This window comes from Geodermatophilus sp. SYSU D01186 (genome assembly GCF_054050215.1).
In genome coordinates, this window is the sequence record NZ_JBJGYW010000006.1 from 110,490 (window position 1) to 134,985 (window position 24,496).

The 24,496-nt window shown below is 74.2% G+C and carries 19 protein-coding genes and 1 pseudogene; 13 read left to right on the plus strand and 7 right to left on the minus strand.

Features of this window, described 5'->3' with window-relative positions; genetic code table 11:
• Positions 1-21 precede the first annotated feature (21 nt).
• The 3 genes from ACI784_RS06735 to ACI784_RS06745 all read left to right on the plus strand — a co-directional run bounded on the left by ACI784_RS06735 (position 22) and on the right by ACI784_RS06745 (position 4,333).
• A complete protein-coding gene (locus tag ACI784_RS06735; protein ID WP_457012901.1) occupies positions 22-1,485 on the plus strand; it encodes an aldehyde dehydrogenase family protein in 1,464 nt (487 codons plus the stop codon).
• A 119-nt stretch (positions 1,486-1,604) separates the two neighbouring features.
• On the plus strand, positions 1,605-2,831 hold the full coding sequence (gene fdhA, locus ACI784_RS06740; protein ID WP_457012902.1) for a formaldehyde dehydrogenase, glutathione-independent: 1,227 nt from the start codon (positions 1,605-1,607) through the stop codon (positions 2,829-2,831).
• Between the two features lie 110 nt (positions 2,832-2,941).
• Positions 2,942-4,333 carry an MFS transporter gene (locus ACI784_RS06745; RefSeq protein ID WP_457012903.1) on the plus strand — a complete coding sequence of 464 codons (1,392 nt, stop codon included), beginning with the start codon at positions 2,942-2,944 and terminating at the stop codon, positions 4,331-4,333.
• On the opposite strand, the gene ilvD (ACI784_RS06750) is transcribed toward ACI784_RS06745, so the two are convergent.
• From ilvD (ACI784_RS06750) to ACI784_RS06760, 3 genes are read right to left on the minus strand one after another with little or no spacing between them, the layout of a single operon-like run.
• The gene (ilvD, locus tag ACI784_RS06750) at positions 4,282-5,952 is read right to left on the minus strand and encodes a dihydroxy-acid dehydratase (RefSeq protein ID WP_457012904.1); all 1,671 of its coding nucleotides are present in this window, start codon (positions 5,950-5,952) and stop codon (positions 4,282-4,284) included. The two genes, ACI784_RS06745 and ilvD (ACI784_RS06750), sit on opposite strands and share 52 nt — an antisense overlap.
• Positions 5,952-7,295 carry an FAD-dependent oxidoreductase gene (locus tag ACI784_RS06755; RefSeq protein WP_456923486.1) on the minus strand — a complete coding sequence of 448 codons (1,344 nt, stop codon included), beginning with the start codon at positions 7,293-7,295 and terminating at the stop codon, positions 5,952-5,954. The genes ilvD (ACI784_RS06750) and ACI784_RS06755 overlap by 1 nt, the downstream gene beginning before the upstream one ends.
• Positions 7,292-8,434: a hypothetical protein gene (locus tag ACI784_RS06760; RefSeq protein ID WP_456923487.1), complete on the minus strand. Its 1,143-nt coding sequence runs from the start codon at positions 8,432-8,434 to the stop codon at positions 7,292-7,294. Before ACI784_RS06760 ends, ACI784_RS06755 begins: the two co-directional genes overlap by 4 nt.
• 262 nt (positions 8,435-8,696) lie before the next feature.
• Between ACI784_RS06760 and ACI784_RS06765 the strand changes: the two genes are divergently transcribed.
• The 8 genes from ACI784_RS06765 (at position 8,697) to ACI784_RS06800 (ending at position 17,317) form a co-directional block, all read left to right on the plus strand.
• Entirely contained in the window at positions 8,697-9,785 is a 1,089-nt protein-coding gene (locus ACI784_RS06765; protein ID WP_456923488.1) for an ABC transporter substrate-binding protein, read from the plus strand.
• Between the two features lie 47 nt (positions 9,786-9,832).
• The gene (locus ACI784_RS06770; RefSeq protein ID WP_456923489.1) at positions 9,833-10,660 is read left to right on the plus strand and encodes an ABC transporter ATP-binding protein; all 828 of its coding nucleotides are present in this window, start codon (positions 9,833-9,835) and stop codon (positions 10,658-10,660) included.
• Complete coding sequence (locus ACI784_RS06775) at positions 10,657-11,523, plus strand: ABC transporter permease (protein ID WP_457012905.1); 867 nt, start codon at positions 10,657-10,659, stop codon at positions 11,521-11,523. The genes ACI784_RS06770 and ACI784_RS06775 overlap by 4 nt, the downstream gene beginning before the upstream one ends.
• Positions 11,520-13,226 (plus strand): dihydroxy-acid dehydratase, encoded by a 1,707-nt coding sequence (gene ilvD, locus ACI784_RS06780; RefSeq protein ID WP_456923491.1) that lies wholly within the window; start codon positions 11,520-11,522, stop codon positions 13,224-13,226. The genes ACI784_RS06775 and ilvD (ACI784_RS06780) overlap by 4 nt, the downstream gene beginning before the upstream one ends.
• On the plus strand, positions 13,223-14,569 hold the full coding sequence (locus tag ACI784_RS06785; protein WP_457012906.1) for an FAD-dependent oxidoreductase: 1,347 nt from the start codon (positions 13,223-13,225) through the stop codon (positions 14,567-14,569). The genes ilvD (ACI784_RS06780) and ACI784_RS06785 overlap by 4 nt, the downstream gene beginning before the upstream one ends.
• Complete coding sequence (locus ACI784_RS06790) at positions 14,566-15,846, plus strand: aconitase X (RefSeq protein ID WP_457012907.1); 1,281 nt, start codon at positions 14,566-14,568, stop codon at positions 15,844-15,846. Before ACI784_RS06785 ends, ACI784_RS06790 begins: the two co-directional genes overlap by 4 nt.
• 73 nt (positions 15,847-15,919) lie before the next feature.
• Entirely contained in the window at positions 15,920-16,360 is a 441-nt protein-coding gene (locus ACI784_RS06795; protein WP_457012908.1) for an aconitase X swivel domain-containing protein, read from the plus strand.
• 183 nt (positions 16,361-16,543) lie between these two features.
• Entirely contained in the window at positions 16,544-17,317 is a 774-nt protein-coding gene (locus ACI784_RS06800; RefSeq protein ID WP_456923496.1) for an IclR family transcriptional regulator domain-containing protein, read from the plus strand.
• On the opposite strand, the gene ACI784_RS06805 is transcribed toward ACI784_RS06800, so the two are convergent.
• The 3 genes and pseudogenes from ACI784_RS06805 to ACI784_RS06815 all read right to left on the minus strand — a co-directional run bounded on the left by ACI784_RS06805 (position 17,308) and on the right by ACI784_RS06815 (position 20,622).
• A complete protein-coding gene (locus ACI784_RS06805; RefSeq protein WP_457012909.1) occupies positions 17,308-18,984 on the minus strand; it encodes an AMP-binding protein in 1,677 nt (558 codons plus the stop codon). The genes ACI784_RS06800 and ACI784_RS06805 overlap by 10 nt on opposite strands.
• The gene (locus tag ACI784_RS06810) at positions 18,981-20,036 is read right to left on the minus strand and encodes a hypothetical protein (RefSeq protein ID WP_457012910.1); all 1,056 of its coding nucleotides are present in this window, start codon (positions 20,034-20,036) and stop codon (positions 18,981-18,983) included. Before ACI784_RS06810 ends, ACI784_RS06805 begins: the two co-directional genes overlap by 4 nt.
• A gap of 13 nt (positions 20,037-20,049) precedes the next feature.
• Positions 20,050-20,622 (minus strand): annotated as a pseudogene (locus ACI784_RS06815) (UGSC family (seleno)protein).
• Positions 20,623-20,718: 96 nt separating this feature from the next.
• Here ACI784_RS06815 and ACI784_RS06820 point away from each other — a divergent pair.
• Both ACI784_RS06820 and ACI784_RS06825 read left to right on the plus strand, forming a co-directional pair.
• Positions 20,719-21,591 (plus strand): alpha/beta fold hydrolase, encoded by an 873-nt coding sequence (locus tag ACI784_RS06820; RefSeq protein WP_457012911.1) that lies wholly within the window; start codon positions 20,719-20,721, stop codon positions 21,589-21,591.
• Between the two features lie 10 nt (positions 21,592-21,601).
• Positions 21,602-23,122, plus strand: a complete 1,521-nt coding sequence (locus ACI784_RS06825) for an acetyl-CoA hydrolase/transferase family protein (RefSeq protein ID WP_457012912.1) — start codon at positions 21,602-21,604, stop codon at positions 23,120-23,122.
• A 38-nt stretch (positions 23,123-23,160) separates the two neighbouring features.
• On the opposite strand, the gene ACI784_RS06830 is transcribed toward ACI784_RS06825, so the two are convergent.
• On the minus strand, positions 23,161-24,438 hold the full coding sequence (locus ACI784_RS06830) for a patatin-like phospholipase family protein (protein ID WP_457012913.1): 1,278 nt from the start codon (positions 24,436-24,438) through the stop codon (positions 23,161-23,163).
• Positions 24,439-24,496 lie beyond the last annotated feature (58 nt).

The following is a 24,496-nucleotide window of genomic DNA, read 5'->3' on the forward strand; positions in this document are numbered from 1 at the left end:
GACCCTGAGGAAGCAGGCCACATGGTGTCCCTGGACCAGCTGCCGGAGATCCGGACCGAGCTGTTCATCGCCGGCGAGGTGCGCAGCACCGACGACCACCTGCAGGTGGTCGACCCCGCTGACGGCCGGTCGGTCGTCGGCTACGCGGCCGCCGCCAGCGCCAAGCAGGCGGAGGAGGCCGTGGCCGCCGCGGACCGCGCGTTCCCCGCGTGGGCCGCCCGCAGCCCGCAGGAGCGCGCCGAGCTGATCACCGCGGCGCTGGCGCCGCTGGAGGCCGACCGGCACGCGACCGCCGAGATCCTCACCCGCGAGAACGGCAAGATCCGCATGGAGTCGTTCATCGACTCCATCGTGTTCGCCCACCGGTTCGGCCTGGCCGCGCAGCTCGCCGACCAGGTCGAGCACACGGTCACCCTGCCCGCGCCGCCCTACCGGACGACGATCGGCCACCTGCCGCTGGGCGTGGTCACGATCATCGTGCCGTTCAACTGGCCGCTGGCGATCCTCGCCGCCTCGCTCCCCTACGCCCTGCTGGCCGGCAACACCGTCGTGGTGAAGCCGCCGCCCTCCACGCCGCTGGCCACCACCCGCACCGTGCAGAAGGTGGCCGAGCTGCTGCCGTCCGGCGTGCTCAACGTGGTCACCGGCGCCGACGCCGAGATCGGCTCGGCGCTGATCTCCGACGACCGGGTCAAGCACGTCTGCTTCACCGGCAGCCCCGGCGGCGGCCGGCGGATCATGTCGATGGCCGCGCAGTCGCTGACCCGCGTGGCGCTCGAGCTCGGCGGCAACGACCCCGCGCTGGTCCTCGCCGACGCCGACCTCTCCGGCGACGCGATGAACCGGCTGTTCACCGGCACGTTCGACTCCACCGGCCAGATCTGCATGGCCACCAAGCGGCTCTACGTGCACCGCTCCCGGTACGACGAGGTGGTCGAGGGGCTCTCCGGCCTGCTCGCCGCCCAGCGGCTCGGCCACGGTCTCGACGAGAACGTGACCATGGGCCCGCTGCACCAGGCGCGCCAGAAGGAGTACGTGCAGGAGCTGCTCGCGCAGGCCCGCGAGTCCGGCGCCGAGGTGCGGGAGTTCGGCGAGGCCGCCGAGGGCGCCGACATCTCCGTCGGCAACTTCCTGCGGCCCTCGCTGGTGCTCGACCCGGCCGACGACGCCCGCGTCGTCGTCGAGGAGCAGTTCGGCCCGACCCTGCCGATCCTGCCCTTCGACGACGAGGACGACGCCGTGGCCCGGGCCAACGACACCTGGTCGGGGCTGTGCTCGTCGGTGTGGACCGCCGACCTCGACCGTGCCGCCGCGGTCGCGGCCCGGCTGCGCACCGGGTACACCTTCGTCAACGCCCACGGTGCCGCCCACCTCGACGAGCGCGCCCCGTTCGGCGGCTTCAACCACAGCGGCATGGGCCGGGAGATGGGCATCGAGGGTCTCCGCGAGTTCATGGACACCCACGCGGTGGGTTTCCCGGCGTGAGTTCGGCCCGGGAGGCGGGGGGACGGCGTCCTCCCGCCTCCCGGGAGAGCAGTTGACCGACCCAGCCGGCAGCTTGCGAGGGTGCTGGCGTCCACTCGACGACGAGGAGAAGGACCCACATGGCGAACAACCGCGGCGTGACCTACCAGGGCCCGGGCAAGGTCGAGATCACCGACCTGGACTACCCGGAGCTCGTGCTCAAGGACGGCCCGGGCGTGCACCCGGACAACGTGGGCCGCCAGGTGCCCCACGGCGCCATCCTGAAGGTGCTCACCACCAACATCTGCGGCAGCGACCAGCACATGGTCCGCGGCCGCACCACCGCGCCCCACGGGCTGGTCCTGGGCCACGAGATCCTCGGCGAGGTCGTCGAGACCGGCCCGGGCGTGGAGTTCATCAAGACCGGCGACGTCTGCTCGGTGCCGTTCAACATCTCCTGCGGCCGCTGCCGCAACTGCAAGGAGGGCAAGACCGGCATCTGCCTGAACGTCAACCCCGACCGCCCCGGCTCGGCCTACGGCTACGTCGACATGGGCGGCTGGCAGGGCGGCCAGGCCGAGTACGTGATGGTCCCCTACGCGGACTGGAACCTGCTGCGCTTCCCCGACCGCGACCAGGCCCTGGAGAAGATCCTCGACCTGACGATGCTGTCGGACATCTTCCCGACCGGCTACCACGGCGCCTACACCGCCGGCGTCACCACCGGCTCCACGGTCTACATCGCCGGCGCCGGCCCCGTCGGCCTGGCCGCGGCGGTCTCCGCCCAGCTGCTGGGCGCCGCCGCCGTCATCGTCGGCGACCTCAACGAGGACCGGCTGGCCGCCGCCCGCTCCTTCGGCTGCGAGACCGTCGACGTCTCCAAGGGCGACCCGAAGGACCAGATCGAGCAGATCCTCGGCGTCCCCGAGGTCGACTGCGGCGTCGACGCGGTCGGCTTCGAGGCCCGCGGCCACGGCTCCGGCGCCCAGAAGGAGGCGCCGGCGACGGTGCTCAACTCCCTCATGGAGGTCACCGCGGCCGGCGGCGCGCTCGGCATCCCCGGCCTGTACGTGACCGGCGACCCGGGCGGCATCGACGAGGCCGCCAAGGTCGGCGCGCTGTCGATCTCGCTGGGCACCGGGTGGGCCAAGTCGCTGTCGTTCACCACCGGCCAGTGCCCGGTGATGCGCTACAACCGGCAGCTGATGATGGCGATCCTGCACGACAAGGTGCAGATCGCGAAGGCGGTCAACGCCACCGTCATCGGCCTCGACGACGCGCCCCGCGGCTACGCCGAGTTCGACTCCGGCGTCGCCAAGAAGTACGTCATCGACCCGCACAACGTCACCGGAAAGGCAGCCGCCTGACCGGCTCCCGCCCCGTGACGGCCGCCGGCGGCCCGGTCCCCGCGACCGGGTCGCCGGCGTCGGTCGGTCCGGGGTCGTCCGGACGCGACCACTCCCGGGCCCTCGTGCCCGTGCTGATCCTCGTCGCCACCGTGGTCGCGGTGACCAGCAGCGTCGGCGCACCGCTGATCCCCGCGGTCGCCGGGCTGTACGACGTGCCGCTGCACGTGGCGCAGTGGTCGCTGACCATGCCGCTGCTGGTCGGCGCGGTGGCGACGCCGGTCCTCGGCCGGCTGGGCGACGGGTCGCACCGCCGCACCGTCGCACTCGCCGCCCTGGCCCTGGTCGTGGCCGGCGGCGTCCTCACCGCCCTGCCGCTGGGTCTGGGCTGGTTCCTCGCCGGGCGCGGGCTGCAGGGCTTCGGCCTCGGGCTGATGCCGCTGCTCATCGCGACCGCCCGGGAGGCCCTGCCCATCGAGCGGTCCCGCCGCACGATCGCGGCCCTGTCGATCACCGTCGTGTCCGGCGTGGGGCTCGGGTTCCCCGTCGCCGGGGCGATCACGACCTACGCCGGGGCCACGGCGGCGTTCTGGACGGCGACGGCGATCTCCGCCGGCGCGCTCGCCGCGGCCGCCCTCGTGCTGCCGCCGGCCTCCCCCGCCCCGCCGCGCCGCTTCGACCTGCCGGGCGCGCTGCTGCTGGGCGCGGGCCTGGGCGGCGCGCTGCTCACCCTGGCCGAGGGCGACGGCTGGGGCTGGACCTCACCCCGGGTGCTGCTGGTGGCCACCGGCTCGGCGGTCACCCTGCTCGTCTGGGTCGTCGTCGCGCTGCGGACCCGCGCGCCGCTGATCGACCTGCGGCTGGCCCGCGGCCGCCTGGCCGCCGCCGGGCACGTCTCGGTCCTGCTGGTCAGCCTGGCCAACTACATGATGATGGGCTCCGTGCCCGTCCTCGCCCAGACGCCGGAGAGCACCGGGTACGGCTTCGGCGCCACCGTGCTGGTGGCGGGGCTCGCGCTGCTCCCCTTCTCGCTGGCCGGCATGCTCGCCGGCCCGCTCTCCCGCCGGGTCGGCGAGCGCCGGGGCCCGCGCGTGGTCCTGCCGCTCGGCGCCCTGCTGGTGGCCGGGTCGCAGGCCCTCTTCGCGGTGTACCGCGAGGAGCTGTGGGTGCTGTTCGTCGTCACCGCCGTCGCCGGCCTGGGCGTGAGCACGGTGTTCGCCGCGGCCCCGGGGCTGGTCGTCTCCGCCGTCCCGCCGCGGGAGACCGGCAGCGCCATGGCGCTGAACCAGGTGCTGCGCTACGCCGGGTTCTCCGTCGGCAGCGCGCTGACCGCCACGGTGCTGGCGGCGGTGACCCCGGCCGGCGGGGGCCTGCCCCGCGGGACCGGGTACACCGTCATCGGCGTCATCGGCAGCGCCACCTGCGTGGTCGCGGCGCTGGTCGTCTGGCTCCTCGCCGGCCGGGCGGCGGCTCAGCCGCCGAGCGTGGCGCCCCGCCCCAGCGGCGACACCGTCCGCGCGTAGACGTCGAGCCACCCGCACCCGCGCGGGGCGGGCAGCGGCGGCAGCTCGGCCCGGCGCCGCTCGAGCTCGTCGGCGGGCACCTCGAGGTCGAGGGTGCGGGCGTCGACGTCGACGGAGACGACGTCGCCGTCCCGCACCAGCCCGAGCGGGCCGCCCACCGCGCCCTCGGGGCTGACCTCGGCGACCACCAGGCCCTTGTTGACCAGCCCGGACATCTGCCCGTCGGTCACCACGACCACCTGGTCGCCGAGCCCGGCCCCGTCGAGGGCGAAGATGAACGCCGAGGTCAGCGCCATGCCCGGGGAGCCGCGCAGGCCCAGCCCGCTGAGCACGACGACGTCGCCGGGCCGCACCTCGCCGCCGCGGATGCCGGCCAGCCCCTCCTCGCGGGAGGTGTAGACCTTCGCCGGCCCGGAGAACCGGTGCAGGCCGTCGTCGGCGACGGTGCGCTTGACCACCGCCCCCTCCGGCGCCAGCGTCCCGCGGACGACGGTGATGCCCGGGTGGGTGGCCAGCGGCTGGTCGACCGGGCGGATGACGTCGGCGTCGGCCACGGTGGCCCCGCCGAGCACCTCGCCCATCGTGCGGCCGTCGACGGTGGGCTGGTCGAGGTCCAGCAGCGGGCGCAGCTGGTGCAGCAGCGCCTGCCCTCCCCCGGCCGCCTCGAACTCGTCGATGCGGCGGTCGCCGTTGGGCTTCACCGCGGTGAGCAGCGGCACCTGGGGCGCCAGCTCCTCGAACAGCGCCAGGACGTCGACGTCGCAGCCGGCCTCGACCGCGATCGCCTGCAGGTGCTTGACGCAGTTGACCGACCCGCTGATGGCCAGCACCGCGGTGACCGCGTTGCGGAACGCGCCGGGGGTCAGGATCTGCCGCGGCCGGAGGTCCTCGCGGACCAGCTCCACGATGCGCCGTCCCGCCCGCTCGGCGTCGGCGAACATCTTGTCGCTCAGCGCCAGCACGGGGGTGCTACCGGGCATGGCCATGCCGAGCGCCTCGGTGGCGATGTGCATCGAGTTCGCCGTCCCCATGCCGGCGCAGACGCCGGGCCCGCTGACGGCGACCGACGCCATCTCGGCGAGCTCCTCGACGGTCATCGCGCCGGTGGCGACGTGGCCGGCGTAGAGGAAGACGTCCTCGAAGTCGACGTGCTCGCCCCGGTAGACGCCGGAGGGCTGGTAGCCGCAGCCGACGACGATCGTCGGGATGTCCAGCCGGCCGGCCGCCATGAGCTGCCCGGGGGTGGTCTTGTCGCAGGAGGCGAGGGTGACCATGCCGTCGAGCTGGGCGCCCTCGACGGCGACCTCGACGTCGCTGGCGATGAGGTCGCGGCTGGGCAGGATGTACCGGCCCTGCGCCCCGGCGCTGGTGATCGCGTCGCTGGGCGCGGCGGTGCGCACCTCGAACGGCACGCCGCCGGCCTCGCGGATGGCAGCCATCAGCGTCGGGACGACGTCGTCGAGGTGGCTGAAGCAGCTGGCGAGCTTGGACGAGCTGTTGACGATCGCGATCTTGGGCTTCTCCATGTCCTCGTCGGACAGGCCCAGCGCGGTCCACTGCGCCCGGCGCATCGCCCACGGCGTCCCGCCGACCGGGAAGTTGCTGCGCAGCCGGGTCATCACGCCTCCCCGCGGCCGAGGAAGACCCCGCCGAGCTCCAGCCGGCGCTGCAGCTCGGACACCGGGACGTCGCGGACCGCCAGCCCGCCGGTGAGCGCGAGGTCGGCGGCGACGCCGACGGCCTCCCCCATGGCGAAGCAGGGCCCGGTGACCCGCGCCGAGGACTGCCCGCCCTGGGTCATCGAGGCGCACCGGCCGGCGACGAAGAGGTTGTCCACCCCCTGCGGCACGACCATCCGGTAGGGCAGCTGGTTGTAGCCGCGCGGGTCCTCACCGCGCTGCCAGCGGAACTCCACGGTGCCCGCGACGTGCGCCTCGACCGGCCAGCCGTTGACGCCGATGGTGTCGTCGAAGTCCGCGCAGTCCAGCACGTCGTCCTCGGTGAGCCGGTACTCGCCGAACACCCGGCGGGTCTCGCGGATCCCGATCTGCGGGGCGATGTCGACGATGTAGGAGTTCTCGAAGCCCGGCGTCCGGTGCTTGATGAAGTCGAAGGCCTCGAACGCCTGCCGGCGGCCCTGCAGTTCCCCGCGGGTGAGCTGTTCGACGTCGGTGCCGTCGACCGCGGTGCCGTCGGGGTTGGACAGCTGGGTGAGGTTGGCCCGCCACTCCAGCGGGTTGCGCTGCGGCCGGACGATCGGCTTCTTGCGGGGGAAGCGGTGCGTGCCGGCCGCCTCCGCCTCGTTCATCAGCCGCTCCACGGTCCGCCACGGGGCCTCGCCCGCCGCAGCGACGTCGACGGCGTTGATGCGGAACATCAGGGACGGGTAGAGCAGGTGCGGCGCCTTCTCGAACGGCACCCCGGCCCACGCGGCGACGTCGGCGTCCCCGGAGGCGTCGACGAACACCCGCCCGCGGACGGCGGCCCGCCCGGACTTGGTCTCGATGAGGACCGCGTCGATCGTCGCGTCGTCGGCCATGACCACGCCGACCGCGGTGGCGTGGAAGAGCAGCCTGGCACCGGAGTCGACGACCAGCTCGTCGGCGGCCAGCTTGTAGCTGGAGATGTCGAAGGCCTGGGCGAGGATGCCGTCGTTGATGGTCAGGTGCGGGGTGTTGAGACCGTCGAGCTTGGTGAGCCGCTCGAGCAGCTCGTCGGCGAGGCCGTGGATGACCTGCCGGTGCTCGCCGTGCACCTTGGCGTGCAGGCCGCAGAAGGTGGACAGCCCGCCCATGGTGCCCGCGCCGCCGAGGAAGCCGTAGCGCTCCAGCAGGATGGTGGAGCGGCCGGCGCGGGCGGCGGCGGCCGCGGCCATGAGGCCCGCGGGGCCGCCGCCGATGACGACGACGTCGAACTCGCCGTGGACCGGCGTCTCGCGCGCCGGCTCGTGCACGGTGCTCATCGGGTGCTCTCCTGGGTCGTGGGGGTCGGGGCGTCCGGGACGAGCGCGACCGCGGGCGCCCCGCCGCGGGGTCCGAAGGTCTCGGCGACGGCGGAGACGCCGGCGTTGTGCGCCCCGGCGACGACGACCAGCAGCGCCTCCGGGGAGTTGAGCACCGGGACGGTCTCCTCCGGGGCGCCGTCGGCCGAGCCGGGCACCGCGTCGGGGTGGCCGGCCGGCAGCCGCCAGCGCGTCTCCCGGGACACGGCGTCCTTGCCGACCTCGGCCAGCCGCGCGCGGGTGTTGACGGCGTGCTCGTACACGAACTGCCGGACGTCGGTCTTCGCCCACCCGGCGCCGGCGAACACGTGCGCGTGCTCGGGGCCGAGGACGAGGGCGCCGCTGATGGTCTCGTGCACCAGCGCCCCGGTGCGGGCCAGCGTGCCGGCCAGGTCGCGGCCGAGCTGCTCGGGGTCGGTGGTGTGCCGGGCCTCGATGTGGATGACCGAGCGCACCAGCATCGAGGTGACCGTGCTGGCGCCAGCGGCGAAGCCGTGGTCGACGGGGAAGGGCGCCCAGGGGCTGTCCTCCTCGTTCTCGGCGATGCAGCAGGTGTACTTCGCCGGCGTCCCCTGGGTGGCCTGGTCCAGCTCGTGCGGGTGCAGGCCGAAGACGTTGATCGCGGTCAGGCGCACGGCGCGGCCGATGGTGGCGTTGGCGCGGAACCCCGAGCCGAAGACGTTGCCGCGGGAGTTCAGGCCGATGCGCTCCCGCACGGGCCCGTTGACCAGCAGCAGCGGGGCGGTGCCGGTCGTGCTCTGCCAGATCCCCTTGCCGGCGTAGCCCTCGGCGGTCAGCGCGTCCCAGGCGGCGAGCACCACCGGGAAGTACTCGGGCAGGCAGCCGGCCATGGCCGCGTTGATCGCCGCGGAGCGCACCGTGCAGGAGCGGTCCAGGTGCGGCATCCGGAACACGATGTCGCCGGGGTCGCGGGCGGTCTGCGCCAGGAACCCGGCCAGCACCGACTCGGTGACCGGCATGACCGGCAGCCCGTCGGTCCAGCGCTGGGCGGCGTAGAACTCCTGGACGCCGCGCAGCGAGGCGGCGTCGATGCGGGGCAGCTCCCCCGGGGGCGCCTCGCGGGTGTCCAGCTGGCTCACGGTCCCTCCTCCGGCCGGGCGCCGAAGCGTGCGGCATCCGCACAGACGCTCTCTTAGCGCACAACCGTACCGGCGGACGCCGTCCGGTCAAGGGCGCGCCGGCTCCACCGCCGTGGTTGACAGCCCTGTGACGACCGCCATAGCGTCCTGTGCGGTTACAGCACGAGTGGCCGCATGCCGCACACAACTCGGTGGCGCCCCACCTGCACGGCGCCCGCACCGGCGCGGCCCCGCCGTCCCGACCCTCCCCGAGGAGAGCCCGATGTCCCGTACCGCCCTTCGCCCCACCACGCGCCGCCGTCCGCGGTGGCAGGTGGCGCTCGCCGCGGCGAGCGCGGCGACCCTGCTGGCCGCCTGCGGCGGCGGGGACGACGAGGCGGGAGGCAGCGGCGACAGCGCGAGCGCCGGGGACGGCGAGCTGCAGGAGGTCACCTTCCTCAACATCCTCCCGCTGGAGAGCCTGACCTTCACCCCCGAGCTGGTCGCCCAGTCCTGCGGCTACTTCGAGGAGCAGGGCCTCGACGTCACCTTCGAGACCACCCAGGGCTCGGCCCCCGCGATCCAGACCGTGCTGGCCGGCGGCGCGCTGATCACCCGCGTCGGCGACATGGAGACCATGCTCGCCGTCGGCGAGCGCGACGCCCCGCTGGTCAACGTCGGCCAGATCAACAAGACCGGCACCATCCGGTTCGTCTCCGCCTCGTCCGACCCCCTGGAGTCCCCGGCCGACATCGAGGGCCGGCTCATGGGCACGCCCTCGGAGGGGGGCACCAGCGAGATCATCCTCAAGCTGGTGGCGGCCGAGGCCGGCATCGCGCCGGACGACGTGCAGACGCAGGTGGTCGGCGTCGCCCCCGGCGTGTTCGACCTGGTCACCTCCGGCCGCATCGGCGGCTACATCGTCTCCCTCGACACCTCGGTGGCCCTGGCCGCGCAGCAGGACGACGCCGTGGTCTACAGCCCCTCGGACGACGTCCAGAGCGGCGGGCAGGTGTACGTCACGTCCCAGGAGCAGGCCGACGACCCGGAGAAGCAGGAGCAGCTGAAGTCCTACCTGGCCGCCGTCAAGGCCGCCGTGCAGTTCGTCGTCGAGGACCAGGCCAACGGCTACGCCGAGACCATCGAGTGCCTCTCGGAGTACGACATCCCGACGCTGGAGGACCCGGAGGTCGGCAAGGCCGCCCTGGACCAGTACGTCGAGTCGTGGACCGCGGCCGGCGACGCCGAGATCGCCCGCACCGTCGACGAGCAGTGGCAGACCGTCTACGACGAGATGTCCGGCTCGGGCTTCGTGCCGGAGGGCCTGGACCCGGCCGAGTGGTACACGAACGACTTCGCCCCGGCGCCGTGAGCGCCCCGACCGTGAGCACGCACCCCGCCGCACACCGGGAGGACGGCATGACCATCCCCGCACCCGCACAGGCCGCGCCGCCGGCGCCGGCCGGCGCCCCGGCCCAGCTGGAGGTCACCGGGGTCGACAAGGTCTACCAGGCCCGTCGGGGTGAGGTGCACGCGCTCAGCGACGTGAACCTCTCCATCGCCCGGGGCGAGTTCATCTCGCTGGTCGGCCGCTCCGGCTGCGGGAAGACCACCCTGCTGCGCATCCTCGCCGGCCTGCTGGCCCCCAGCTCCGGCACCGTGACCGCCGACGGCGCGAGCATCTGGCGCGGCGGGAAGCGCAACGACGAGGCCTTCGCCCAGTTCGGCCTCGTGTTCCAGGACGCGAACCTGTTCCCCTGGTACACGATCGCCGACAACATCGCGCTGCCGCTGAAGCTGCGCGGGGTCGGCAAGCGGGCCCGCCGCGCCCGCGCCGCGGAGCTGTGCGAGCTGGTGGGCCTGCCCGGGTTCGAGAACGCCTACCCGCGGGAGCTCTCCGGCGGCATGCGCCAGCGTGCCGCCATCGCCCGGGCGCTCAGCTACGACCCGAAGATCCTGCTGATGGACGAGCCGTTCGGGGCCCTCGACGCGCTGACCCGCGACAAGATGAACCTCGAGCTGCAGTCGATCCACGCCCAGGCCGGCGCGACCGTGGTGTTCGTGACCCACTCCATCAGCGAGGCCGTCTTCCTGGCCGACCGCGTCGTGCTGCTCACGCCGCGGCCGGGCCGGATCCGGTCGGTCACCCCCGTGCCGCTGGCGCGCCCGCGCTCCCTGGAGACCGAGACCAGCCCCGAGTTCCAGACGATCGTCCGCGAACTCCGACACGAACTGGACGAGGAATGAGCACTCTCGCGAACGCCCCCCAGGACACCGCCGGGGAGACCGGCCGGCCGTCGCTCCAGAAGCGGCGCTACCCCGGTGACCGCGACGGCCTCATGAAGGCCCTGCCGCTGATCTCCACGCCGATCCTGCTGCTGCTGCTCATCGGCGGCTGGCAGTTCGCCGTCTCGGTCCTGGGGGTCTCGGAGTTCATCCTGCCCGCGCCGCTGGACGTCTGGCGGTCGCTGGTCGACCTGGTCACCGGCGGCGAGATCTGGACCGACGTCTGGATCACCCTCTACGAGGTGCTGCTCGGCTTCGTCATCGCCCTGGGCGCGGGCACCGCCGTCGGCGCCGTCCTCGGCCGGGTCGTGTGGCTCGAGCGGGCCGTGCAGCCGGCCCTGGTGGCGCTGCAGGTGATCCCGAAGGTCGCGTTCATCCCGATCTTCGTCATCTGGTTCGGCTTCGGGACGACGTCGAAGGTCATCATGGCCGCGATCCTGGCGTTCTTCCCGATCATGCTGAACGTGATGCTCGGCGTCCGGTCGGTGGACCGCGGGCACCGCGACGTGATGCGCGGCCTGGGCGCCAGCCGCTGGGCGACGTTCCGGAACCTCGAGTTCCCGAGCACGCTGCCCTACATCTTCGCCGGGGCCGAGGTCGGCATCGTCTTCGCGGTGATCGGCGCGATCGTCGGCGAGTACCTGGGCGGCAGCGAGGGCCTGGGCCACCTGGTGGTGCGCAGCCTCAACGCGCTGGACGCCCCGCAGCTGTTCGCCGTCATCGTGCTGCTGGCGCTGATGGGGTCGCTGCTCTACGCGGCGGTCACCCTCACCAAGCGGCTGATGATCCCGTGGCACGACTCGGTGGCGGGCGTCTCCCCGTGACGACGCTGCGCAGCAACCTGCAGGAGGGCAGCTCCCGCTGGGCGGTGCGCCGGGCCCAGTGGCGGGCGCTGGGCATCCCCGACGAGGACATGACCAAGCCCAAGATCGCGATCGTCAACTCCTCGTCGGACCTCGCGATCTGCTTCAGCCACCTCGACGGCCTGGTCGGCCCGCTCAAGGAGGCGATCCGGGCCGCCGGCGGCCTGCCGTTCGAGGTGCGGACGGCGGCGCCGAGCGACTTCATCACCTCCGCCGGCCGCGACGGGCGCTACATCCTGCCCAGCCGCGACCTGATCGTGAACGACGTCGAGGTGGCCGTGGAGGGCGCCCAGCTCGACGGCATGGTCACCCTGGCCTCCTGCGACAAGACCGCCCCGGCGCACCTGATGGCCGCCGGGCGGCTGGACATCCCGACGATCGTCGTCGGCTGCGGCTACCAGCCCTCCGGGGACTACCGCGGCGAGCACGTCGACATCGAGGAGGTCTTCCTGGCCGCGGGCTCGGTCGCGGCCGGCCGGATGACCTTCGAGCACCTCTGCGGCATGAGCGACAACGCCATCCGCGGCCCCGGCGTCTGCGCGGGCCTCGGCACGGCGAACACCATGCACATGGCCTGCGAGGCGCTGGGCATGTCGCTGACCGGCACCACCCCGGTGCTGGCCAACAGCCCGGCGATGTGGGACGGCGTCCGGCGGGCCGGCGAGCGGATCGTCGCGCTGGTCACCGAGGGGCTGCGCCCGCGCCAGGTGATGACGCCGGCGGCCTTCCGCAACGCGGTGACGGTCATGCTCGCCACCAGCGCCTCGGTCAACTCGATCAAGCACCTGCAGGCGGTGGCGCACGAGGCCGCGGTCGACGTCGACGTGCCCGGGCTGTTCGCCGAGCTCGCCGACCGCGTGCCGCTGCTGTGCGCCGTCCGCCCCAACGGCCCGGCGTTCATCGAGGACCTGGAGCGGGCCGGCGGCACCCGGGCGGTGCTGGCGCAGCTGCGAGACCTGCTCGACCTCGATGTCCCCACGGTCGACGGCGGCACCCTCGGCGAGGTGCTGGCCGGCGCGACGGTGGCCGACGAGGAGGTGGTCCGCCCGGCCGACCGGCCCTTCGGCACCCGGCCGACGATCGTGGTGGTGCGCGGCTCGCTGGCGCCGGGCGGCGCGGTGGTGAAGCGGCCGGTCGACGACCGCGGCAACCGCCGCTTCGAGGGGACCGCGCTGTGCTACTCCTCCCGCGACGAGGCCCTGGCCGGCCTCCAGCGCGGCGAGGTCTCCCCCGGCACGGTGCTGGTCGTCCGCGGCCTGGGCGTCGTCGGCGGCCCCGGCATGGCGCTGGGCTCGGCCGTCGTGTTCGCCCTCGAGGGCGCCGGCCTGGGCGACAGCGTCGCGGTGGTCACCGACGGTCAGATGTCGGGCCTGGTCAACGTGGGCACCGTCGTCGGCGAGGTGACGCCCGAGGCGGCCCTGGGCGGCCCCCTGGCGCTCGTCGAGGACGGCGACCGCATCGTCATCGACGTCGACCGGCGCACCGTCGACCTCGACGTCCCTGACGACGTCCTGGCGGCCCGCCGGGAACGGCTGGGCGCCCCCGCCCTGGGCCCGGACCACGGGTGGCTGTCCGCCTACCGCCGGCTGGTGTCCCCCGTCCCCGGCGGCGCGGTGCTCACGGCCCCCGCCCCGGGCCGCGGCCACGAGGAGGGGGCCCGGTGAGTTGGGTCGAGGAACCCGGGCGGCGCACCGCCGTCCTCGGTGAGTACGACGTCGTCGTGCTCGGCGGCGGGCCGGCCGGCGTGATGGCCGCGGCCGCCGCGGCGCGCGCCGGGCGGTCGACGATCCTCGTCGAGCGCAACGGCTACACCGGCGGCGCGGGCAGCGCGGGTGGGCTGTCCACGTTCTGCGGGCTGCACGCGCGCGTGCACGGCGAGGACCGGCAGGTGATCCACGGCCTGGCCGACGAGTTGCTGGCGCGGATCGACGCCCTCGACGGGCTCAACCCGCCGCACCTGAGCTTCGCCGACCGCATCCTCGCCCAGGCCTACGACATCAGCGCCTACAAGATCGCCCTGGACGACCTGCTGGTCGAGTCCGGCGTGACGCTGCTGTTCCACGCCCTGGCCGTCGGCGTCGTCATGGCCGACGAGAGCACCGTGGACGCGCTGCTGGTGGAGTCCAAGTCCGGGCGCGGGGCGATCCGCGGGCGGGTGTTCGTGGACGGCTCCGGGGACGGCGACCTCGCCGCGTGGGCCGGGGCGCCGTACGAGAAGACCGACCCGGCGCACGGGATGCTCTACCCGTCGCTGATGTTCCGCATCAACGGCGTGGACCCCGAGGCCGCGCACGCCACCTACGACCGGCTGCCGGACCTCATGGACGAGGCCGAGCTGGGCGGCCGGTTCAGCTTCCCCCGCAAGCGGCCCATCGTCCGGCCGCAGCGCAACCCGCTGGAGTGGCGAGCCAACATCACCCAGCTGCGCAACCCCGACGGCAGCGCGATCGACGGCACCGACGTGTGGCAGCTGACCCGCGGGGAGCTGCAGGGCCGCCGGCAGGTCCGCGACGTCTTCCCGTTCTACCGGGAGGAGGTGCCCGGCTTCGCGGCCGCGTACGTCGTCGACATCGCCCCCGACATCGGCATCCGCGAGACCCGCCGGATCGTCGGCGCGTACCAGCTCAGCGAGGACGACATCCTCGACTGCGCCGACTTCCCCGACGCCATCGGCGTCAACGGCTGGCCGGTGGAGGCGCACGTCGCCGGCGACGTCGAGATCCGCTGGCAGCGGCAGCCGCGCGGCTACAACCAGCTGCCCTTCCGCATGGTCGTGCCGCAGCGGCTGACCAACACCTACGTGGTCGGCCGCTGCGCGTCGATGACGCACGAGGGGCAGTCCAGCGCCCGCGTGACGGGGCCCTGCTTCGCGATGGGCCAGGCCGCCGGCACCGCCGCGGACCTGGTGCTGTCGGCCGGGGTCGCCGTCGGGGACGTCGACGTCGCCAAGCTGCAGGCCCGGCTGGTCGAGGACGGCGTCCGCTTCGACGGGGGCGAGTCGCCGTGAGGCTCGCCGACGACGAGCGGGCGATGCTGGACGGCGCCCAGGGCGAGGCGGTCGCCGCCGCGATGGACCTGCTGGTCCGCTACGGCGAGGTGCTGGGGGCCGAGCGGCTGGTCGACACCGACAACGTGTGCGGGGCCAACCTGTTCGGCTCCCGGCACAGCCTGGTGTGCGGCTCCCCCAGCCCGGACGCCGCCTTCTCCGAGCACAGCCTCGACGCCCCGCGGGTGCTCCCCATCCCGCCGGTGAAGGCGCAGAGCTACCAGCTCATCGGGCCGATGGACACCAAGCACTGGCGGGTGCAGGGGCTGCCGCAGGCCGAGCACGACGAGATCGTGGCCAGCGAGCGGTACAACGCCGAGCACGGCATCCACCTGCTCAACACCTGCACGCCCTACCAGGTGGGCAACGTGCCGCTGAAGGGCGAGCACTGCGCCTGGATGGAGAGCTCGGCGGTCGTCTACGTCAACTCCGTGCTGGGCGCGCGGACCAACGTGGAGGGCCGGGAGAGCACCGGCGCGGCCATGCTCACCGGCAAGATCCCCTACTGGGGCCTGCACCTGGAGGAGAACCGGCACGGCACCCATCTCGTCGAGGTCGACGTCCCGGTGACCAGCAACCGGGACTGGGGGCTGTTGGGCTACTGGATCGGCGAGCAGGTGCCGGAGGAGGCCATCCCGGTCGTCGACGGCATCACCGCCGTCCCGGACCTGGTCCGGCTCAAGCACTTCGGCGCCGCGGCCGCGTCCTCGGGCGGCGTGGAGATGTACCACGTCCCCGGGATCACCGCCGAGGCCCGCACGCTGGAGGAGGCCCTCGCCGGCCGCACTCCGCAGGTGCGGCTGCGCTACGGGGCGGCCGAGCGCCGGGAGGCCTACGAGCACCTCAACGCCACCGCGACCGACACCGACGTGGACCTGGTCATGATCGGGTGCCCGCACGCGACCCTGGGCCAGATCCGGGACGTCGTCCGGCTGCTCGAGGGCCGCCGGGTGCACGACGGCACCGAGCTGTGGGTGTTCACCCCGCGGGCGCTGCGGCACGTGGCCGAGCAGAACGGCTACGCGCGGGCGCTGGAGGAGGCCGGAGCGCTGCTGATGAGCGACACCTGCCCCGCGATCGGCCAGTTCCTGCCGAAGGGCACCCGGGTGATCGCCACCGACTCGGCCAAGCAGGTGCACTACCTGCCGGCGATCATGAACGTGCAGGGTCTGTTCGGCACCCTCGCCGAGTGCGTGGACGCCGCGGTGACCGGCACCTGGCGCGGGGAGGTCCCGTGACCGAGCTCGCGAGGTCACGCATGGGCAGAGCAGCGCCGCTCGCGGTTCCGACGAGCGTCAGCGAGGAGGCACCGTGAGCGAGCAGGTCGCCCGGCGCGGCCAGGTGGTGCTGACCGGCCGCGGGCTGGTCGGCGGCGTCGCCGAGGGTGAGGCGCTCGTGACCCGCGAGGCGATCTCCGGCTGGGGCGGGGTGGAGCCCCGCAAGGGCCGGGTCATCGAGTCCCGCCACGAGCTGGTCGGGCAGTCCTTCGCCGGCAAGGTGCTGGTCTTCCGCGGCGCCAAGGGCTCCTCGGGGTGGTCGGGCATGTTCCACATGTCCCGGCTCATGGGTTCCGCGCCGGCCGCGATGGTCTTCACGACGATGAACACCAAGATCGCGCTCGGCGTGGTGGTGACCCACGTGCCGGCGGTGACCGACCTCGACGGCGACCCGTTCGAGCTGATCCACACCGGCGACCGGGTCCGGGTCGACGCCGACCGCGGAGAGGTGATCATCACCCCTCGGGGCGGGTAGCGTCGGCGCGACCTGTCCCGGGCGGGGGCGCACGGACGAGGATCGACGAGACACGCCGCGGCAGCACGCCGCGGCCGCGCGGAGGAGCTGGACCCCCTGACCGAACCCGAGGACCTGCCCGCCGCCGGCGACGGCGAGACCGCGGCCGAGCCGGACGGCCCCCGGCCGCGGGGGGACTACTTCGTGCAGTCGCTGGAGCGCGGGCTGGCGGTGATCCGGGCGTTCACCGCCGAGGAGCCCGAGCTCACCCTCAGCGACATCGCGCGGCGCACGGGCATGACCCGCGCCGCGGCCCGCCGCTTCGTCCTGACCCTGCTGGACCTCGGCTACGTCGGCACCATCGACCGCCGCTTCCACCTGCGCCCGAGCGTGCTGGAGCTCGGCTACACCTACCTGTCGATGCTGTCGTTCCCGCAGGTGGCCACCGCCCACCTGACCACGCTGTCCGCGGAGCTCAACGAGACCACCAGCGTCGCCGTCCTCGACGGCGACGACATCGTCTACGTGGCCAGGGTCGGCGCCCGGCGGGTGTGGTCCAGCCAGCTGACGGTGGGCACCCGGCTGCCGGCCTACGTCACCTCCCACGGCCGGGTGCTGCTGGCCGCGCTGCCGGACGACGCGCTGGACGCCTACCTGGCCCGGGCCCGGCTGGAGCCGCGCACCGACCAGACGACGACCGACCGGGAGGCGCTGCGGCGGGCGGTCCTGGCGGCCCGTGCCGACGAGTTCTCCCTGGTCGACCAGGAGCTCGAGGAGGGCGTCACCTCACTCGCCGTCCCCATCCGGGAGTCCTCGGGCACCGTCGTCGCCTCGGTCAACGTCGGGACCCAGGCGCGGCGGCACTCCCCCGCCGAGCTGCAGCGCATCGCGCTGGAGCCCCTGCGGGAGACCGCCCGGCAGATCGAGCGGGACATCGCCGTGCTGGGCGCCCGGGTCACCCCACCCGCTCAGTTCTGAGCCGGCGCGGCTGACCCCGTGACCGCCCGGCGGGCCTCGCCGGCGGCCCAGCGGCGGTCGACCTTGCCCGACACGGTCCGCTCGACGGCCGGCACGACCACGACCTCCCGGGGCCGCTTGTAGCCGGCCAGCCGCTCCCCGACCGCGGCGCTGAGCGCGCCGGGGTCCAGCCGCGCCCCCGGCTCGGCGACCACCAGCGCGGTCACCCGGCTCCCCCACCGGTCGTCGGGCACCCCGACGACGACGGCCTCGGCCACGCCCGGGCAGGCCACCAGCGCCTCCTCGACCTCCTCGGCGAACACCTTCTCCCCGCCGGTGTTGATGACGCCGGAGCCGCGGCCCAGCAGCGTCAGCGTGCCGTCGGCCTCGACGGTGGCCGCGTCCCCCGGGACGGCGTAGCGGACCCCGTCGATCGTGCGGAACACCGCCGCCGTGGCCGCCGGGTCGTCGAGGTACCCCAGCGGCAGGTTGCCGGTGCTCGCCAGCACCCCGACCTGCCCGGAGCCCGGGACGACGTCGGTCCCGTCAGGGGTGATGACGCGGGCGTTGGGCGGCAGGGCGAAGCGGGAGCTGACCGTGTCGGGGTCCGGCCCGGACATCGAGATGCCGAACGGGCCGCCCTCGGTGGCGGCGATGCTGTCCTGCAGCGTCATGGGCCCGGCCTCGAGCAGCCGCCGCTTGGTCTCGGTGCCCCAGCGCACGCCGGAGCTGAACACCCGGCGCAGGGACGACAGGTCGTAGGGGGTGCCGGCGGCCGCGGCGCGGTCGAGCTCGGCGACCAGCGGGACGGCGAAGGCGTCGCCGACGATGACCAGCTCCGCGACCCGGTGCCGCTGCACCGCCGTCCACAGGGCAGCGGGGTCCAGCGACCGCTCCGGCAGCGTGACCACCCGGCCGCCGCGCAGCAGGTTGCCCAGGGAGGTGAAGAAGCCGGTGCCGTGCATGAGCGGCGAGGCCGGCAGGACGACCGGCTCGGTGCCGCCGCGGACCGCCTCGAGCGCCGAGGCCACGACCCCGGCGAGGTCGGCGGGCACCGGCAGGCCGGCGCGCCCGTAGGCCGAGGAGACCACGCCGCAGAGCCCGGCGCTGTCCCAGACGACGCCCTTGGGCAGGCCGGTGGTGCCGCCGGTGAGCACGATGACCTGGTCGTCGGGCGACCGCGGCACCCGCGGCTGCGGCGGGCCGGCCAGCGCGTCCTCGTAGCCGGTGGCGCCCTCGGGCGCCCCGTCCCCGGCGACGACGACCGCAGCGAGCCCGGGCAGCCGGGCGGCGACGGTGACGGCCCGCCCCGCGAGGGTGGCGTCGGCGACCAGGGCACGGGCGTCGACCATGCCGAGCACCTGCTCGAGCTCGGTCTCCAGGTAGCGGTAGTTGACGTTGACCGGTACCGCCCGCAGCTTGAGGACGGCGAACAGGCTCTCCACGTACTCCGGCGAGTTGTACAGCGCGATGCCCACCCGGTCGCCGGGCCCCACGCCGGCGCCGGCCAGGAAGCCGGCCAGCCGGGCGGCGCGGTCGTCGAACTCCGACCAGGTCACCGCCCGCTCCCCGTGCACCAGCACGGCCCGGGACGGGTCCAGGGCGGTCAGCGCGTCGGCGACCGCCTCCAGCAGCGTCGCGGGGTTCTCCGCGACGCGGGCCGGCGCGCCCGCCCCGGCGCCGGTCACGAGGCGATCCGGGTGACCGCGGGCCGGCCGCCGCGCGGGCCGAAGGTCTCGACCACCGCGGAGACGCCGGAGTTCGACGCACCGGCGACCACCACGAGGACGGCGTCGGGCGAGGTCATCGCGTGGATGCCGTCGCGCGCCGGGTCGGGACCGGGGTCGAGGACGGCGTCGGGGTGGTCCCGGGCGACCCGCCAGTGGCTCGTGGCCGACACCGCACCCTTGCCCACCCGGTCGAGGGCCTCGCGGGGCAGGAACGACTGCTCGTAGAGGTACCGCGACACGTCCCGCTTGGCCCACCCGGCGTCGGCGAGCAGGTGCGCGTGCTCGGGGCCGAGCACGACCAGGGCGCTCACCGTCTGGTGCAGCAGCGCGCCGGTGCGGGCCAGCGACCCGGCGACGTCGTCGAGCAGCTGCTCGGGCACGCGGGTGTGCCGGGCCTCGATGTGCAGCGTGCTGCGCATCGTGAACGCGGTCACCGCGCTGTCCTCAGCCGCCAGGCCGCAGTCGATGTGCAGCGGCTGCCACGGGGACTCCTCCTCGTTCTCCCCGATGCACGCGGTGTACTTCGCCGGCGTGCCCTGGGTGGCCTGGTCCAGCTCGTGCGGCCGCAGCCCGAGGGCGTTGATCGCGGTGAGCCGGACGGCGCGGCCGATGGTGGCGTTGGCGCGGAAGCCGGGCCCGAAGAGGTTGCCCTGGCTGTTGACGCCGAGCTCGCCGCGGACCGGCCCGTTGACCAGCAGCAGGGAGCCGGTGCCGGTGGTGCTCTGCCAGATCCCCTTGCGCGGGTAGCCCTCCTCGCGCAGGGAGTCCCAGGCCGCGACGACCACCGGGAAGTACTCGGGCAGGCACCCGGCCATCACCGCGTTGACCGCCGCCAGCCGGACGGTGACCGCCCGGTTGAGCTGCGGCATCTCCAGGAGGACCTCGCCCGGGTCGCGGTCGACCCGGGCGAGCATCGCCTCGGCGGCCTCGCGGTCGCAGGGGACGACGGGCAGGCCGTCGGTCCAGCCCTGCGTGTAGCAGTGCTCGATCGCCCGCTGCGTGGGGTTCACGCGGCCGCCCCCGTCACTCCTCGACCCCGAGGATCTGGAGCAGGCGGGGCAGCATCTCCTCGACCCGCTCGCGGATGCCCTCGGCGGAGAGGCTCGCGACGGGGTGCGGGATGGAGACGTACGCGAAGCCCGGGAACCCGTAGGTCCGGGCCATCGCCTCCGCGGTGATGCGGAACGCGTCGGTGCAGATGGAGACGGCGGGCACGCCCGCGCGCTCCAGCAGGATCCCGTCGGCCAGACTGGCCGCGCTGCAGGAGCCCTAGTCGCCGATCGCCGTGACGGCGAAGTCGCACTCCTCGAAGATCCGCTGGGTCTGGGTCGGTTCCACCGGGGTCCCGAAGTAGGGCTTGGTGAACATCAGGACGTCCTTGACGCCGTAGCGCTCCTTGAGCACCGAGCCCACCTGGTCGAGCAGCGCTGCACCGTTGGGCTTGCCGTTGTCCAGCAGGCCGAGGGTGCGGCCGCGCAGGGTGGTGACCCGCGGTGCCAGGGAGGTGTCGGCGGTGGCGTCCGTGGCGCCGGTGGGGTCCAGGATGGACTCCAGCTCCATGGCGGCTCCTCGTCGTCGAGTGGTGGTCCCGGCCATGTGTGCGGGATGCGCACGCCGGTTCCCTTGCCGCACACGACCCTAGCGAGCGCTGCGCGCCCGGGTCAACGCCGCCGCCCCGTAACGTGCCCGTCCATGACCGCCCCCGCCGTCGACACCGCCCCGGCGTGGTTCACCCGCGCCGTGGCCGCCGTCCCCGAGCACCGGGACGTCGCCGTCGACGGCGTCCGCGTGCACTACCGGGCCTGGGGGACGCCCGGCCGGCCGGGCCTGGTGCTGGTGCACGGGGGCGCGGCGCACTCGGGCTGGTGGGACCACGTCGCCCCGCTCCTGGAGACCCACCGGGTGGTCGCCCCCGACCTCAGCGGGCACGGCGACAGCGACCGGCGCGACGCCTACGGGATGGCGCAGTGGGCGCGCGAGGTGCTCGCCGTCGCCGCGGCCGAGGGGCTGTCCCGGCCGGTGGTGCTGGGGCACAGCATGGGCGGCTGGGTGGCGCTGACCGCCGGGGTCGAGCACGGCCACGCCGTCGCCGGGGTCGCGGTGATCGACTCGCCGCTGGACCGCCAGCCGCCCGAGGAGCAGGACCTCCGGGAGAGGCCGCGGGTGCACAAGGTCCATGCGGACCTGGACGCCGCCGTCGCCCGCTTCCGCACCCTCCCGGCCCAGGACGTGTACCTGCCCTACGTCCGCGAGCACGTCGCCCGGGGGTCGCTGCGGGCGGTCGAGGGCGGCTGGACGTGGAAGTTCGACCCCGGGTTCTTCGGCAGCCGCCCGCTGGTGCGCCAGCTGCTCCCCCGGCTGGCCGCCCCCGCGGCGCTGTTCCGCTGCCAGCACGGCCTGGTCCCCCCCGAGATGGCCGCCGAGATGGCGGCGCTGGTGCCCGGCGGACTGCCGGTCGTCGACCTGCCCGAGGCCGGCCACCACCCGATGCTCGACCAGCCGCTGGCGCTGCTCGCCGGGGTCCGCACGCTGCTCGCCGTGTGGCCACCCGCCCGCCGCGCGTAACGTCGGGCCCATGCCGGGGTCCGGACGCATCCACCACCCGGGCCTGGCCCGCAAGGTCGTGTCGGCCGACGCCGCCGCCGCGCACATCCGCCACGGCGACACCGTCGGCATGAGCGGCTTCACCGGCGCCGGCTACCCCAAGGCCGTGCCGCAGGCCCTGGCCCGGGAGATCTCCGACGCGCACGAGGCCGGGCGCCCGTTCCGGGTCAACGTCTGGACCGGCGCCTCAACCGCCCCCGAGCTCGACGGCGCGCTGGCCGCGGCCGACGGCATCGAGCTGCGGCTGCCCTACCAGTCCGACCCGGTCAGCCGGGAGAAGATCAACGCCGGCCTCATGGAGTACATCGACGTCCACCTGTCGCACGTCGCGCAGATGGCGTGGATGGGCTTCCTCGGCCCGCTCGACGTCGCCGTCGTCGAGGTCAGCGGCATCACCGCGGAGGGCGACCTCGTCCCGTCGTCCTCGGTGGGGAACAACAAGACCTGGCTGGACCGGGCCGACCGGGTGGTCCTGGAGGTCAACTCCTGGCAGAGCCCGGCCCTCGACGGGATGCACGACGTCTACTACGGCACCGCCCTGCCGCCGGACCGGGTGCCCATCCCGCTGGTCGGCCCGGCGGACCGGATCGGCGTGCCGTACCTGCGCTGCCCCCCGGAGAAGGTCGTCGCGATCGTCGAGACCGACGCCCCCGACCGCAACACCCCCTTCAAGGCGCCGGACGCCGACTCGCGGGCGATCGCCGGGCACATCGTGGAGTTCCTCGAGCACGAGGTGGCCCGCGGCCGGGTGCCGCGCGAGCTGCTGCCGCTGCAGTCGGGGGTCGGCAACGTGGCCAACGCCGTCATGGCGGGGCTCGGCGAGTCCTCGTTCGAGGGGCTGACCGCCTACACCGAGGTCATCCAGGACGGCATGCTCGAGCTGCTGTGCTCGGGGCGGATGGTGTCGGCGTCGGCGACGGCCTTCTCGCTCAGCCCGGAGGGGGCGGCGCGGTTCGACGCCGAGGCGCAGGTGCTGCGCGAGCGCATCGTGCTGCGGCCGCAGGAGATCAGCAACCACCCGGAGATCGTCCGGCGGCTCGGCGTCCTGGCGATGAACGGGCTGATCGAGGCCGACATCTACGGCAACGTCAACTCCACGCACGTCATGGGCAGCCGGATCCAGAACGGCATCGGCGGCTCCGGCGACTTCGCCCGCAACGCCTTCACGTCCTTCTTCCTCACCCCGTCGACGGCCAAGGGCGGGGCGATCTCGACGATCGTGCCGATGGTCAGCCACGTCGACCACACCGAGCACGACGTCTCGGTGATCGTCACCGAGCAGGGGCTGGCCGACCTGCGCGGGCTCGCGCCGCGCAAGCGGGCCGAGCTGGTGATCGAGCGGTGCGCCCACCCCGACTACCGGCCCCTGCTGCGCGACTACTACGAGCGGGCGCTGCGCGACTCCCCCGGCCGGCACACCCCGCACCTGCTGGCCGAGGCGCTCGACTGGCACACCCGGTACCTGGCCGACGGGACGATGCGGCCGGGCTGACCCGGCGCGGTCGCCGGCCCGGCGGCCGGGCCGACCGGTCAGGCGCCGGCCACCGGGCCGAGCCGGAGGCGGACGACCCGTCTGTCGCGGAACTCGGCCGCGACGCAGCCACGCTCGGAGGGGTCCCCCTTGCCGGTCCGCACGGTCCAGACGGCCCGGTGCGCGGTCACCTGCTTGCGGGTGATGTCGATGCGGGCGTCGCGGGACAGGTCCCGCAGGAGCTCGTGGAGCTGCCGCCCCCGCACCGGACCGCACTCGGCGAACGGCCCGGTGGACGTGAGCTCGGCGTCGTCGGCCAGGTGGTGCACCAGCCCGCCGGCGTCCGCCCGGTGCCACGCCCCCTCGAAGGCCAGCGCGGTGAGGAACGTGTCGGCCTGGCGTTCGCCCTCCTCGATGAGGCGGCGGAGGAAGCGGCTGTCGCGGTTGACCTTCGACGCGGGCCCGAACCACCGGGACGCGCCGACCCGCGGGAGCTGGACGACGCGCACGGTGACCTGCTTGTAGCGGTCACCGGTCAGGAGGCCGTCAGCGAGCAGCTCGTCGATCTTCTCGATGAAGTGCAGCTCCTGGTAGAGCGACAGGTTCCCCGCCAGCTCGTTGCGCCGATCGGCGATGGCGAGCACGCTGCGCGGCTCGCGGGCTCGCTCGGTGGGGTTGATCTGGATGACCCACAGCTCGTCCGGCCGCGCGTCGAGCAGTTCGCGGACGGGTGGGTTCTGCGAGAACAGGCCGTCCCAGAAGCTGCCGCCGGCGGTGTGCACCGTCCGGAACGCGGTGGGGATCGCCGCCGAGGCCAGGACCATGTCCGCGGTGATCCGCTCGCGGCGGCTGTTGAACGCCCGGAACTCGCCGGAGAGCACGTCGACGGCGCCGATCAGGAGGACCGGGTGCCGGGCGAGGCCGTCGGCCTGGATCCGGTCGAAGTCCACCCACCGCCGCAGCAGCGCGCGGAAGTGCTCGATGCCGGTGACCGGGACGTCGTAGGGGCTGACGGTGGGCAGGAGCCCGACGGTCTGCAGCGTGGCGGCCCACAGCATCCACGCGTTGATCGCCTTCTCGACCGGACCCGCGGCGGCGTTGTCGGCCCAGAACCCGTCGAGCCGCGCCTTGCCGGCCCGCCGGTCGCCGTCGACCAGGGCCGACCAGGTCAGCGCCGCGCACACCGCTCCGCCGGAGGTCCCGCTGAGGCCCACCAGCTCGTAGTCGTCGAACTCCTCGGCGGTGAGCAGCCGGCCGAGCACCCCGGCCGTGAACGCGGTGTGGCTGCCGCCGCCCTGACAGGCGATGGCCACACGCCGCTTGGGACCACCGGTCACGGGGCCTCCCGGGTCGGCCACGCCCCGAGGCGGGTCACCGTGGGCGGGCGGCTGACGT

What these genes read in the sequence shown, in the direction of transcription:
- ACI784_RS06735 (WP_457012901.1), top strand. Translation starts at nt 22, where the DNA reads ATGGTGTCCCTGGACCAGCTGCCGGAGATCCGGACCGAGCTGTTCATC.
- fdhA (WP_457012902.1), top strand. Translation starts at nt 1,605, where the DNA reads ATGGCGAACAACCGCGGCGTGACCTACCAGGGCCCGGGCAAGGTCGAG.
- ilvD (WP_457012904.1), bottom strand. Translation starts at nt 5,952, where the DNA reads ATGACCCGGCTGCGCAGCAACTTCCCGGTCGGCGGGACGCCGTGGGCG.
- ACI784_RS06755 (WP_456923486.1), bottom strand. Translation starts at nt 7,295, where the DNA reads ATGAGCACCGTGCACGAGCCGGCGCGCGAGACGCCGGTCCACGGCGAG.
- ACI784_RS06765 (WP_456923488.1), top strand. Translation starts at nt 8,697, where the DNA reads ATGTCCCGTACCGCCCTTCGCCCCACCACGCGCCGCCGTCCGCGGTGG.
- ACI784_RS06770 (WP_456923489.1), top strand. Translation starts at nt 9,833, where the DNA reads ATGACCATCCCCGCACCCGCACAGGCCGCGCCGCCGGCGCCGGCCGGC.
- ACI784_RS06775 (WP_457012905.1), top strand. Translation starts at nt 10,657, where the DNA reads ATGAGCACTCTCGCGAACGCCCCCCAGGACACCGCCGGGGAGACCGGC.
- ACI784_RS06820 (WP_457012911.1), top strand. Translation starts at nt 20,719, where the DNA reads ATGACCGCCCCCGCCGTCGACACCGCCCCGGCGTGGTTCACCCGCGCC.
- ACI784_RS06825 (WP_457012912.1), top strand. Translation starts at nt 21,602, where the DNA reads ATGCCGGGGTCCGGACGCATCCACCACCCGGGCCTGGCCCGCAAGGTC.